A 12,804-nucleotide genomic window follows, 5' to 3' on the forward strand; every position below is an offset into this window, starting at 1 on the left:
CGGTGAGGATACGTGCGGTCTGCGCACGCTATCTCACCGAAATCGCAGCGCGGGTGACCGAGATGACCCGATCCGGATACTCGACCAGGTCCAGCCAGGTGAACCTGATCACTGTCCATCCGTTCAGGACGAGGTAGTTCTGCCGACGACGGTCTTTGACGAACTTGTCCGGGTCGCTGTGAAAAGCCCAGCCGTCCACCTCGACGGCCACCATGAGACCTGGAAAAGCGACGTCAACCTTGTACGGGCCGACCGGATGGTTGGCCACCCATCCGGTGATGCGGTGCTCCACGAGCAGAGTGATCATCAGCCGTTCGGCCTCGGATTGAGCGCCGCTTTCCGCCGCGCGCAGTAGTCGTCGTGCGGCGGGTGACCCATATCGACCCTTGTTCCGCATGTGTGTCTGCCAAAGCTCGGGCAGGTTGGCGCTCGCCTGCAACGCCGAGTCCATGATCTTCGGCCCGCCGGAGCGGCGGGTGGCTGCTTCGACGGCCGTCAACGCCAGCGTGGTGACGCGAAGACCGCGCAGGCCGACGACGTCGCGAGAATCGAGATCACGACGTCGGGGGCGGCAACCTGGTCTGGCGCGGCCGTATCCGTTGCGCGCCAACGTCACTTCCACGATCTTGGGCGGGAAGCGGGTGAGCCCGTGCCACCATGCGGCGGCCAGTCCGCTGGCGCATGCGGCGGGCCCATAGGACCAGACCGCGGCCCGGATACGTGCTGCATCGTCGAATGGACGGTCGTCTGCGAAGTACACCCCCGGCGCACATCGGCGCCACGATCCCGCGCGCACCCGCCGCCGCACCGCGTCCGGGCTCAGGCCCAACGAGCGCGCCTGTGCCAGCGTGATGACGCCGTCATTGCAGCGCAGGTGGTCGTTCAGCATGCTTGATTCGACGCAGCGTCGCCGTGTCCGGTTCCACTCTTTGCGATTTCGGTGAGGATCCGTGCGGTGAGCGCCTGAGTCCTCACCGAAATCGCACGAGGGGATAGGGTGTGGCGCATGCGTACCCGAGGTGTGCTGTGTGCCGTGGCAGCCATGGCTGCGCTGGGTGCCCCCGCCATCGCGGGAGCCGAACCCCCTCCGCCGCCGCCCCCGCCGCCGGCGCCCGATATCGGCGGCTACGCGTTCGTGAAGCCCTCGGAGTACTCGGTCAACGACGGCAGCATGTATGCCTTCACCGCCGGCGAAGGCATCACCTGCGTCATGAGCCGCGCCAATGGCAGCTACGGCTGCAGCGGAACACCCTTCCCTGGTGCCCCGGGCGGCGCCAACGTCGTCACCGGCGCACAGATCGGCGCCCCGGGATTCGCGGTCGCGGCCAACCCGGTCTATGTCGGCGACAAGCCGGCGCTGCCGCTGCCCGCGAACTCGCGCATCAGCTTCCAGCACGTCACCTGTGGCACCGATGGGGCGATGGTCACCTGCCAGAACTCGTTCGACCAGTCCGGGTTCGTGATCAGCCCGGGCGGCAGCTGGATCGTCAACCCGACCAACCCGTTGCTGGACCGGCCCGAGGGGCGCAACCCCTACTTCAACTGAGCCGGCTCCTACCTGGTTTCAGCCATCTCGGTGCGAGACGTGGGCCGGTTTCGTCTCAGAACCCGGCGCCGTGCACCTCGTGGCCCGGGTTCTCCACCATCAGCCCGCGGTAGGCGTCCTCGACCGTGTGCCCGTGATTGATGACACCGTCGACCTCGCGGGCGATCGGCATGCTCAGGCCGTACTTCTCGGCGAACTCCATGATGACCGAGGCGGCCTTGACGCCCTCGGCGACCTGATTCATCGACGCGATGATCTCCTCGACGGTCTTCCCCGACCCCAGCTGCTCACCCACATGCCGATTGCGGCTGCGGAGCGAGGTGCACGTGACGATCAGATCGCCCATGCCGGCCAACCCGCCGAAGGTGTCCCGGTGCCCGCCCATCGCGACGCCCAGCTTGGACATCTCGGAGACCGCGCGGGCCATCACCATGGCGCGGGTGTTCTCGCCGATGCCCAGCGAGTAGCCCATGCCGACGGCGATGGCGTAGACGTTCTTGAGCGCGCCCGCCATCTCGACGCCGACGACATCGTCGGTCGTGTAGGTGCGGAAGCGCCGGGTCCGGAACAACCCGGCCAGGTTCGCGGCCAGGTGCTGATCGGGCATGGCCAGCACGGCCGCAGCGGCATAACCCTCGGCGACCTCGCGGGCGATATTGGGCCCGGCCAGGATTCCCGCCGGATGCCCGGGCAGCACCTCATCGACGATCTGGCTCATCCGCATGTTGGTGCCCTGCTCAAGGCCTTTCACCAGTGACACCACCGGCACCCACGGGCGCAGCTCGCGCGCCAGCTCGATGAGCACCCCGCGGAAGCCGTGCGAGGGCACGCCCATCACGATGACGTCGGCGCGCTGGGCGGCCTCGGAGAAGTCGGTGGTCGCCTGCAGTCCGTCCGGGAGCACGCACTCGTCGCCCAGGTACCGCGAGTTGCGGTGGTTCTCGTTGATGTCCTTGGCTGTCTCCTCGGAGCGCACCCATTGCAGGGTGGGTCCGCGCCGAGCGCAGATGGAGGCGACGGTGGTTCCCCAGGAGCCGCCGCCGAGGACGACGACGTTCGGTTCGCGTTGTGCAGGTGCCATCCGGTCAGGGTATTGCCGCGACGGTGCCGGTGAGCCCGACTTGCCCAACTCCCGGGGGCCGAAGCGCTACCGGTAGTTGACGAACTGCAGCGCCACCGGAAGGTCGGCCCCGCGCAACAGCGCCTGCACGGCCTGCAGATCGTCCCGCTTCTTCGAGCTGACCCGGATCTCTTCGCCCTGGATCTGGGCCTTGACGCCCTTGGGGCCCTCGTCGCGGATCAGCTTGGTGATCTTCTTGGCGTTCTCGCTGTCGATGCCCTGCTTGATGCTGCCGATGACCTTGTAGGTCTTTCCCGAGGGCTGCGGGTCGCCCGCATCGAAGGCCTTCATCGAGATGTCGCGGCGGACCAGCTTCTCCTTGAACACGTCGACCGCGGCTTTCACGCGCTCCTCGGTGGAGGAGGTCAAGATGATGCCCTCCTCGCCCTGCCACTCGATGGTGGTGTCCGTGCCGCGGAAGTCGAACCGGGTGGCCAACTCCTTGGCCGCTTGGTTGAGCGCGTTGTCGACCTCCTGGCGATCAGCCTTGCTGACGACGTCGAAGCTTGAATCCGCCATTGGACCCTCCTCATGGTGCCGTTTTCGTCTTCGGTACATCCTCGTTGTAGTCTGCTACTCGCACCAAATCCGGCAGGTTGCCCGAGCGGCCAATGGGAGCGGACTGTAAATCCGTCGGCTAACGCCTACACAGGTTCGAATCCTGTACCTGCCACACTGATCAGGCCCCCTCTCCAAGGGGGCCTGACGTGTTTGTGGGGGACGCCGTCCGTCGATCGGCTGAATCTCTGGACTGCTGTCAAAACGGACTGCCTGCCTCAGCAACTGCACAGCTGTCGCACCGCCGGCGGTGACGCAGTTCGGCGGGTAACGCATAGGGAGACCCGGTGGCGTGGCGCGCCGAGTCGCTGGCGGCGTCGCGACCGCGCGTGATCCTGGGCCGACGGGGCCGACGGGGCCGACGGCGTGTTGCCGACAACTGCCCGCCGCCCGCGGTCGAGCTACCACTCGTTGCGCCGACGTCCGCGAAGCCCGAAGCCCCGGTGGCGAACGCGAACACGCGATTTCAGCAAATTCTGTGCCGCGAGCACCGGCTGCGTGGATGTGCGCTGTGGCCCTAATATCCGCCGTAGGGGATCGGTGTCACCGCGAAAGGCGCACCTGAAGGTGCGGTTTCAGCAACGGGTGATGTGCCGACGGGGGATCTGCTGTGAAGGAGCCTGGGGTGAACAAGCGCCACCGAGTCAGTCGTGTCGCCGTCGCGGTACCCGCGGTGGCCGTCCTGCTTGCCGGAGGAGTCGTCGACCACGCCGTGCCGGCCGACCCCGCGCCACTCGTGGTCCAGCAGCACCGCACCCTCTCCGCCGATGCCGTCGAGCTGGCCGCGCTTGCGCTGTTCGCGGTGCCCGGCGCCGGTGTGCAGTTCCCGGCCGGCGCCCTGGACACCCAGGACGGCGGCGTCTGGCGCCGCATCCCGGACGTCACCGTCCTCAACGACCCGGTCCGCTATCCCGGCAGCGTCACCGCGGCATCCGTCGACGCCGGGGCAACCTGGCTCACCGAGCTGCTGGCTGCCCGTGACCCCGCCACCACCGTCAGCGCCATCAACACCGGATCGTTCGGTGGCCGCGTCGCCGCCGAGGCGCTGAACCGGCTGGCCGCCACCGGTTACGACATGTCGAGCGTGTTCGGTGTCTTCTACGGCGACTCCAACACCCCGGGCACCGGCATCTTCGCCCGCTACGGCCCCGAGGAGCCCACCTTCGGGTCCGATGTGTTGGGTGGCGCCATCGCCTTGCCCGACGGAACCTATCTGCGCGTCAACCGCGAATACGACCCCATCGCGTACTTCCCCCGGTACCTGTTCAACCCGATGAGCTGGATCCAGCTGGCCGCCGGGTTCCTCTTCGAGCACTCCCGGCTGCAGGATTTCGATTTCGAGGATCCCGAGAACGTGGTCACCGTCGACGGAAACGTCGTCACGGTGCGGGTACACAGCCCGGTAATGCCGCTGCTGATGCCGCTCAAGCTGCTCGGTGTGCCGACCCAGTTCATCGATGCGCTGCAGGCGATCCTGCAGCCGATGGTGGAGAGCACCGGCATGTACGAGACCGGCCGAATCCAGTTCCTGCCCACACCGCAGCAGGCGTTCACCCACCTGCAGAACATCGCCGCCGGATTCGCGCGGGCGGGCCAGATCCTTGCCGGCACGGCGCCGGCGCCGGAACCACCGAGTGTGCCGCCGGTGGTCACCGCGCCGGACACGACCACGGAGATCATCGACGCGATGGAGGAGCGGGACGCCGAACTCAACGGCACCACTGAGAAACCCGAACAGCGGTCGCTGAGCGTGGAGTCCGAGGACGACGAATCCGATTCCGGGGAAAACACATTCGAGCAGGCAGAGTTCACCGATTCCCTCGATGACCCGGATACCTCGCCGACTCCCGATCCCGGGCCCGAGGTCGCCGAACCCGATCCGGGTCCCGAGCCGTCCGATACGTCCGATACGGCTGCGCCGACCTCCCGGGACGACGACGGCGCCGATCCCGATTAGCCACCAACACGATTGAGGCCCCCTCGCCGGAGGGGGCCTCAATGGTCTCGGGATCAGCCGACCTGCGCGGCCGTCTGCACCATGGTTGCCGAGGGGGCTGCGGCGCCGAGGCGTCCGACCACGAAATCGGCTGCCTGGTTTGCCATTCCGTTGCTCTTGTAGGAGCTGTGTGCGGCGCGGTCCCATCCGCCGGGGAAGCAGACCGGATCGCCGGCGGCGCACAGCTGAAGGCTCTTGCCGGCGTACAGGTCGCCGATGGCGATCGGGGGAGCGCTGTGATCGGCCAGGCTCAGGAACCAGTTGTCGGGGGTGCCGAACAGCACGACCGCGGACACATGCGAGGCGACACCGGCGGGCATCGGCCCGGCCAGTCCGGCGGGCAGGGCGTATCCGGCGGGGACGCTGGTGCTGGTGCTGTAGCCCGCGACCGCGGCGCCCTGCGAGTACCCGCCCAGCACGATCTTGGTGTCGGGGCAGTCGGCGGCGATCTGCTGAATGTGGTTGGTGGCGTCGGCGATACCGTCGACGGCCCGACCGAAGTCCAGCGATGCCGGGTAGTTGACGCCGTACACGCTGACCGACTGGCCGGGCAGCCGCGCGTTCAACGCGTCGACGAACGCCTGACCGGTCGCGCCGACACCGGGGGCCTCGAAGGTGCCTCGTGCGAACACCACCGCGACATCCGCGCAAGAGTCGGCGGCGGCCTTCGCGGTGGCGGCGGGACCGGCGAACAGCGCCGCCACGACGGCGAAGACGGCCAGGGCCGCGAACAGCGCCGAGCGTGCGGCCCGCGCCGCCCAGGTGTGTGGCGATGTGCTCATGAGTTTCCCCGTTCTGGAATCCGCTGTGCCATCGCTGCGAGTAGTGGTGGCAGTTACCTGCTACAAGCCCCGAACGGCGGGCAGGATTCCACGGCTGTCAAGTGATCCATCTCACCTGAGCGCGCGGAATCAGCGCGCCGGCCGCCGGGGTTGCATGCTGGGCGAAATGGCGACTTCGCCGCCCCGGCCTCTGCGCCGGAGTACGGTCGAGGTGGACCTCCGTTCACACGGGCATGAAGGCGAGCAAGCGCCAAGGGGCGTTGCGGTTCACTCCGAAGTTTCACCACGAGATTCACCACGCCTCGCGAAGAGAGTCCGCCGTGCACCCCACATTTTCCGCACCCCTCCGACGCGTCAGCGGTGTCTGACGATGGCGAACCATCGGTTGAAGGGCAGCCGGCTCGGGACCATCAGCTACGAGACCGACCGCAACATCCCGCCACAGCCGCGACAGATCGCCCGCTACCGCACCGCGGACGGCGCCGAATTCGACGTACCCTTCGCCGACGGCGCTGAGGCGCCCGGCCGCTGGCAGTGCCGCAACGGCATGGAGGGCAGCCTGCTCAACGGGGTAGCCGAGGAACCGAAGAAGGGCAAGCATGTTCGCACGCCGTGGGACATGCTGCGCGAGCGTCGAACCATCGAGGAACTCGACGAGCTGTTGACCGAGCGGTTGGCGATCATCGGTGCGCGCCGGCGCGGCGGTGACGGCGCGCGGACGCGCACGCGTCCCGCCGACCGTGACTGATCCGCACGCTCACCACCAGCCGGTCGCCGCGGCCAACTGCCGGCCGAGTTCGTCGGCCATGGTGCGGACGTAGGTCGCCGCGAGGTGATGCGCGTCGTGGTAGATCAGCACATTGCCCTCCGCGGCCCGGCAGATGTCCGGTCGGCACACCACATCGGAGAGGTCCAGCACCTGCAGCAGTGGGTAGTCCTGGGCATGATCCAGCGTCGGATTGCGGTCGGCCAGCGCCTCGGTGCGCGGCACCCCGCAGGTGTCGGCGTCCTCACCGGAGGCCAGGCAGTCGACGGGGGAGAAGAACCGACCGTCGCGCAGCATCCACGGGGTGTCCCGGATACCCAGCATGCCGATACCGTTGTCGGACAGCTCATCCCACACACCCAGGTAGTAGTCCGGCACGTAGTCGCCGTCCCCGTCGAGGATCGGCCGGGTGGTGGTGAAGAACACGTAATCGGGCCGCTCCGCCACGATCTGGGCAAGCGCATTGTCCGACCAGGTGCGGCATGACGGGTACGGCGTGAACGGCCCGGCGATGATCGGGACCTCGGCCGTGGTCAGCGGGCACCCCATCTTCAGATAGGTGGTCACCTTGAAACCGTGCTGGCGGCCCAGTGTGTGCAGCGCGGTCAGCCAATGCTCGGAATGCGAGCCGCCGGCCAGCGCGATGGTGCGGGTGGCTTTCGGGTCACCGTAGACACAACTGACCACCTGTTCGCCGCCGAAGTCGGCAAGGCACTGGTCGAGAGTCGATGGCGGAACGTCATCGGGAGCTTCCAGCCCGGTCGGGCGCATCGGCAGCTTGGCCACCGGCCGACCGTCGCCGAGGGCCAGCGCGCCCGGGTAGTCGCGCAGCGGGAGCGTTGCGAGCTCGGTGCCGCTGTCCCGGATCTGTTCGACGTGCTCACGCCAGCCCACCGCGGCGGCGGCGAGGGCAACCACCAGGACCGCGGTGGTGGCACCGGCGAGCACTGTCCGCCAGGCGCTCGTCCCGGCCCGCACCGACAGCCAGGTCAGCCAGGAGGCCAGCGCCGCAGCACCCAGGATCGCGGCCGCCTCACCGATGCCGACGGTGTCGTCGTTGGTGTGGGCCAACCAGAAGATCAGCATCGGCCAGTGCCACAGGTACATGGCGTAGGCGCAGGTGATGACGCCGACCGATGACGGGCCCGACGGTCCGCTGATGACCACGAGCACCGTCGCCGACACCGGCACCAGCGCCCACGGTCCGGGGTAGTCGACGACGCCGTCGACCAGCACCCCGGAGACGATGATCGCGACGACACCGATCGCCACAGCCGCCCGTCGCAGCCACGACGGCCAGGTCCACCGCCCGGCGACTGCCGCGGCGAGTACCCCGGCGAGCGGCTCCCAGGCGCGGGTCAGCGTGCTGTAGTAGGCGACGGTCTGGTCACTGGAGGTCTGCACCACCGCCCACGTCAGGGACGCGGCGGCGGCCAACGCGATGACACCGAGCAGCGCTCCGCGCCTGCGGACCAACCAGGCCGCCGCGACCAGCGCCAGCATCACCTGGCCCGCCACCGACAATGCCCACAGGTGCTGCAGCGGGGTGACGGTCTGGCCGGCCTGGAAGTAGTCGCCCGCGGTCGTGGCCAGCAGCCAGTTCTGATAGAAGCCCAGGCTGGGCAGCGTCTGCTCGGCGAAGGACTCCCAGCGGGTCTGCGGCTGCACCAGCACCGTCAGCACGGCCGAGACGGAAAGCATCAGCACCAGCGCGGGGACCAGCCGGCGGGTCCAGCGCCACGCCTCGGCCCACACCGATCCCTGGCATCCGAGGATGCGTGAGCCGAAGAAGTAGCCGACCAGCACCAGCAGGACGTCCACGCCGCCGGACACCCGCCCCAGCCACAGGTGGCCGATGACGACCAGGGTCACCGCGATGACCGTCAACGCGTCGAGGTCGTGGCGGACATGCCGGCCGACGGGCGCAACGGGAACGGGGGTGGGCTGTGTGGTCTGCAAGGCGCCCCGAGCATAACGGGGCCGCGGCGGGGCGTTGGCTACGCAGGGTCGGCGATGGACACCCGGTCGCCGCCGTCGTGTTTGGCGCGGTACATGGCGGTATCGGCGTTCTCCAGCAGCCGCTCGAAGCACTCCATGCTCTGCACCGGCCCGCATGCCGCACCGATGCTGACCGTCACCCCGGGCGGGCCCACCTCGCCGATCGCCGCCCGCAGCAGCGATCCCACCTCGGCTGCCCGATCGGCCGCCATGGTGTCGACGGCGACGAATTCCTCGCCACCGGTGCGGGCGGCCAGCGCCGGCTCGCCGAGCACCCGACGCAGCTGCGCTGCGGTCTGGACCAGGATGTCGTCGCCGACGGCGTGGCCGTGCCGGTCGTTGACGTTCTTGAACTTGTCGATGTCGATGACGAACACACACAGGTTGGTCAGCGGTTCGCCGGTGCTGATCAGTCGGGACATGTGGGCGCGCAGTCCGCGCCGATTGGCCAGCGTGGTCAGCGGGTCGAACAGTGATTCCACCGAGCTGTTCCGGATCAGCCAGAACGCGAACTGCGCGAACGGCAGGATGAACACCGTGACCAGCAGGGCCACCGCGGTCTTGCCCACGGTCAGGGGCACCGCCTCGGGATAGTCCGAGACCGCCAGCCGGGTGGCCAGCGCGGCGATCGCCACGACCACGATCACCAGATGCGCGACCATGGCGCGGGCGCCGTGGAAGAACAGGATGTAGATGCCGGTCACCGCGAACACCGGCGTCGCGGTCAAACCGGCGAGCGGGTCGCGGTGGGCGAAACCGGCCACCGCGATCGCGGTATCGATGAGCAGGAACAGTGCGATCGACATCCGCGGGGTCGGCCACGGGCCGAACAGCCAGTAGAACGGCCAGGCCACCGCGAAGACGGTGATCCCGGTGACCAGAACCCGAATCGGTCCGGCCGGCTCGGCGAGATCGGTGGCCAGCAGCGCGAACATCGCCACCGCCATGAGCGCCCCGACCGAGGCGATGACCATTCGCAGCGATGTCAGGAAGCCGCGTGCCCGCAGAAAGTTCAGCAGGAAGTGGTGGTCGACGTCGTCGTTCCACCACAGCCGGAACTGATCGGTGTAGTGCGGCGCACCGGCGAGGCGCCAGACCGTGGAACGACGCCGCAAGTCAGCGACGGTTGAGCACCCAGATATGGGTGGATAAGGCGGTGGCGAAGGTGCACCACAGCGGATAGAGGCCCAGCGGTGCGGCCTTGGCGCCCCGCACGGCCACGGCGCGGCGGGTCAGGTCGGCGCTGCTGACGGCCAGCGCCCCGGCGGCGATGGCCGATGCGCCGAGCTTGCGCCGGTTGAAGAACAGCCAGGACCAGCCGCCGTTGAGGATCAGGTTCAGCACCAGGGCCCGGATGTAACCGCGGCGCACCTCCGGCGGTGCTTCGTCGAGCGTCTGGGACGAGACGACGGCGATATCGGTGTAGAGCGAGGTCCACGCGACCGGGAACGCCGCTCCGGGCGGCTGGTAGGGCGGCTTCTTGAGCTTGGCGTACCAGTCGGATTCGACGGCCGGTTTGCTGGCCAGGCTGCCGACCACCGCCGTGGCGGCGACGGCGAGTGCGGTCGGTGCGAGGGTGCGAATCTGCAAGGGATGCTCCAGGCTCATGGGGGACGTGGGTGTCCCTGTCCAGTATCCACCCGCCGAGAGGGTGAAACTCTCAGATCATGTCCCTGCGGGTCAGCCAGCGCATCACCGGCCAGCCCACGAACACCGGCAGCCAGCAGGTCAGCACCCGGTAGAGCAGGACCGCGGGCACCGCGACGGCGGCCGGGACACCGAAGGCGGCCAGCCCACCGATCAGGGCGGCTTCCACCGCGCCGACACCGCCGGGGGTGGGGGCGGCGGAGGCGAGCGTGCCGCCGATCATCGTCACGACGGTGACCGTGACGAACGAGGTGTCACCCCCGAAGGCCTCGATGCTGGCCCACAGCGCCAGCGCCGACCCCAGCGTGGTGCCCGCGGCGCCCAGCACGATCAGGGCGAGGCGTTTGGGTTCCTTGGACAGCTCCCAGAGATCGGTCTTGACCTCCTGCACCTTGGGCGCCAGCGACGAGGCCAGCCACCCCCGCAGCTTGGGCACCGACAGGAAGACCCCCACCAGCCCGAGAGCGACACCGGCGACCAGATAGAGAACGGTCGCGCTCGGCACGAAATGCGACAGGTTCGCCGACGCCCCGGCGATGGTGGTGAACAGGACCAGCAGCACCACGTGCACCAGCACCTGCACGCTCTGCTGCAGCGCGACCGCCGCGGTGGCGCGCATGGTGGACAGTCCGCCCTTCTGCAGCACCCGGGTGCTCAGTGCCAGACCGCCGACACCGGCGGGCGTCGTGGTGGCGGCGAAGGTGTTGGCCACCTGCATGATCGCCAGGTGGCGGTAGGACACCAGCCCGTCGGCGCATGCCCACAACGCGCCGGCCGCGCCCAGATAGCGCAGCGCCGACACTCCGAGCCCGACCAACGCCCACGACCAGTTCGCGTTGCCGAGCTCGTCGAAGAACGCCGGCACGGTGCTGATGAAGGGGTAGGCCACGTAGACCAGAGCGACCAGCAGCACCAGCTGGATGAGCTGGATGCGGGTGAACCGGGTGATGGTCTCGGTGCGGATCTTGTCGGCCCCGGTCTGGTGCTGGACCTGCGCGCGCGCGGCCTCGATGATGGCCTTGGGGTCGTCCACGGAATCCCGGATGCGGGCGGGCACGGCGGTCTTGGTGAGCCGTCGCGATGCGGTCAGCACGGTGTCGCGGCCGAGGGTGTCGATGGCCGCGGCGACCGCGGATTCCGGTCCGTACATCGCCGAGGTGGTCACCAGCAGCTGGGCGATATCGGATTGCAGCTGCGCGTCGGTGGCGCCGTACTCGGCGTTGACGAACCCGCCGAACTGCACCTGTCCGTCGTGCACGGTGATCTCGCCGCAGCACAGGTCGCCGTGCGAGATCTGGTTGTCGTGGAGCACCCGCAGCGCTTCCCATACGGCGGTCACGGGCGCGGCGTCGGCGCTCAGCGGGACACCGCGCGCGGGTTTGCGGGCATACAGCGTCCAGCCGCGGTCGAGCGCGCTGACCGATACCGAGGAGATGTTGGACCGACCCAGGGTGTCGATCGCGATGGCCATCAGCGCGCGGTGTTCGATGGTGCGCCGCATCGAGGCGTGCAGCGGGGCGGTTTCGTCGCTGCGCAGCCGGAACTTTCGCCACAGCTGGCTCAACGCGCCGCCGCTGCGCTGGTTGGGTCCGTACAGCTCGACCACGGCGGTGCTGTCGGGACCGGTGGCCGCCAGCACCAGCGCGCCCTCGCTGGGCGCCCGGATGACGGCCAGGGCGGAGACGACGAAACCGCGGCGGGCCAGCGCGCGCACCGCGCCGTCGAGCGGGACCTCCAACGCGGGAGTACCCACCACCCAGACCACCAGGGCGCCGACGAACCAGCCGACGGCCAGCCCGAGCAGGGTGCGGGCGGGCACGACGGCGCTGACGAACAGGTGGATCGGCACGAAGGCCAGCAGCAAGGCCCACCAGTATCGGCGCAGCCGGCGGGACAGCCATGGCCCCGACACCGTCAGCACCGCGGCCAGCAATGCGACCCAGCGCGGATCGTCGAGGAACTGCGAGAGCTGGGTGTCGAGCCGGTCCCCGAGGTCGAAATGCCACTGCGGCGCCGCGATTCCGCGGCCGGTGATCGACAGTGCCAGCACCGCGATCAGGCCGGCGGCACCGTAGGCGGCCAACAGCCGCCAGTGCCTGCCGATGATCAGCTGAACCAGGATGACGAACGGCAGCGCCAGGATGGCCACCCCGTACGCCAGATAGACCAGGTTGGATTGGGTGGGGGTCAGCACGCCGATGATCTCGGAGATCGACCGTTCCAGGGCCACCCAGTCGTTACGGGTGATCAGTGAGCTGGTGATGACGACGGCAAGGAACACCGCCGACAGCACCACCCGCAGGATCTCGTTGGTGCGCCGGGTCAGCGGTTGCAGCAAGCTGCCGGTGACGCTGATGTCCCGACCGTCGACTCGCACGGGGACAAACGTAA

At 68.8% G+C, this 12,804-nt stretch carries 11 protein-coding genes and 1 tRNA gene; 4 read left to right on the forward strand and 8 right to left on the reverse strand.

The features are described 5' to 3' along the window. Positions 1-28: 28 nt before the first annotated feature. Positions 29-889 carry a type IV toxin-antitoxin system AbiEi family antitoxin domain-containing protein gene (locus tag FBY28_RS17720; RefSeq protein WP_141868717.1) on the reverse strand — a complete coding sequence of 287 codons (861 nt, stop codon included), beginning with the start codon at positions 887-889 and terminating at the stop codon, positions 29-31. A 117-nt stretch (positions 890-1,006) separates the two neighbouring features. Here FBY28_RS17720 and FBY28_RS17725 point away from each other — a divergent pair, with 117 nt between their 5' ends. Continuing rightward, positions 1,007-1,546: a hypothetical protein gene (locus tag FBY28_RS17725; protein WP_141868718.1), complete on the forward strand. Its 540-nt coding sequence runs from the start codon at positions 1,007-1,009 to the stop codon at positions 1,544-1,546. Between the two features lie 55 nt (positions 1,547-1,601). Here the strand turns inward: FBY28_RS17725 and FBY28_RS17730 are convergent, their stop codons facing one another. Together FBY28_RS17730 and FBY28_RS17735 are read right to left on the reverse strand one after the other, a co-directional pair. Next, positions 1,602-2,627: an NAD(P)H-dependent glycerol-3-phosphate dehydrogenase gene (locus tag FBY28_RS17730; protein WP_141868719.1), complete on the reverse strand. Its 1,026-nt coding sequence runs from the start codon at positions 2,625-2,627 to the stop codon at positions 1,602-1,604. Between the two features lie 66 nt (positions 2,628-2,693). Beyond that, positions 2,694-3,185 carry a YajQ family cyclic di-GMP-binding protein gene (locus FBY28_RS17735; protein ID WP_019513931.1) on the reverse strand — a complete coding sequence of 164 codons (492 nt, stop codon included), beginning with the start codon at positions 3,183-3,185 and terminating at the stop codon, positions 2,694-2,696. A 71-nt stretch (positions 3,186-3,256) separates the two neighbouring features. Here FBY28_RS17735 and FBY28_RS17740 point away from each other — a divergent pair. After that, positions 3,257-3,339 (forward strand) — tRNA-Tyr (locus FBY28_RS17740). A 510-nt stretch (positions 3,340-3,849) separates the two neighbouring features. Continuing rightward, the gene (locus tag FBY28_RS17745; RefSeq protein WP_141868720.1) at positions 3,850-5,181 is read left to right on the forward strand and encodes a PE-PPE domain-containing protein; all 1,332 of its coding nucleotides are present in this window, start codon (positions 3,850-3,852) and stop codon (positions 5,179-5,181) included. Between the two features lie 53 nt (positions 5,182-5,234). Here the strand turns inward: FBY28_RS17745 and FBY28_RS17750 are convergent, their stop codons facing one another. After that, entirely contained in the window at positions 5,235-6,002 is a 768-nt protein-coding gene (locus FBY28_RS17750) for a cutinase family protein (protein WP_141868721.1), read from the reverse strand. 370 nt (positions 6,003-6,372) lie between these two features. Here FBY28_RS17750 and FBY28_RS17755 point away from each other — a divergent pair, with 370 nt between their 5' ends. Next, positions 6,373-6,750, forward strand: coding sequence for an RNA polymerase-binding protein RbpA (locus FBY28_RS17755; RefSeq protein ID WP_141868722.1), 378 nt, complete (start codon positions 6,373-6,375; stop codon positions 6,748-6,750). 9 nt (positions 6,751-6,759) lie between these two features. Here FBY28_RS17755 and FBY28_RS17760 read toward each other — a convergent pair whose 3' ends face one another. From FBY28_RS17760 to FBY28_RS17775, 4 genes are read right to left on the reverse strand one after another with little or no spacing between them, the layout of a single operon-like run. Next, a complete protein-coding gene (locus tag FBY28_RS17760; RefSeq protein WP_141868723.1) occupies positions 6,760-8,727 on the reverse strand; it encodes an acyltransferase family protein in 1,968 nt (655 codons plus the stop codon). 38 nt (positions 8,728-8,765) lie between these two features. Further along, a complete protein-coding gene (locus FBY28_RS17765) occupies positions 8,766-9,881 on the reverse strand; it encodes a GGDEF domain-containing protein (RefSeq protein WP_141868724.1) in 1,116 nt (371 codons plus the stop codon). A gap of 1 nt (position 9,882) precedes the next feature. After that, entirely contained in the window at positions 9,883-10,374 is a 492-nt protein-coding gene (locus FBY28_RS17770) for a TspO/MBR family protein (protein ID WP_216847783.1), read from the reverse strand. 52 nt (positions 10,375-10,426) lie between these two features. Continuing rightward, the gene (locus FBY28_RS17775) at positions 10,427-12,790 is read right to left on the reverse strand and encodes a lysylphosphatidylglycerol synthase transmembrane domain-containing protein (RefSeq protein WP_141868725.1); all 2,364 of its coding nucleotides are present in this window, start codon (positions 12,788-12,790) and stop codon (positions 10,427-10,429) included. Positions 12,791-12,804 lie beyond the last annotated feature (14 nt).

The organism is Arthrobacter sp. SLBN-53 (genome assembly GCF_006715585.1).
GTDB lineage: Bacteria > Actinomycetota > Actinomycetes > Mycobacteriales > Mycobacteriaceae > Mycobacterium > Mycobacterium neoaurum_A.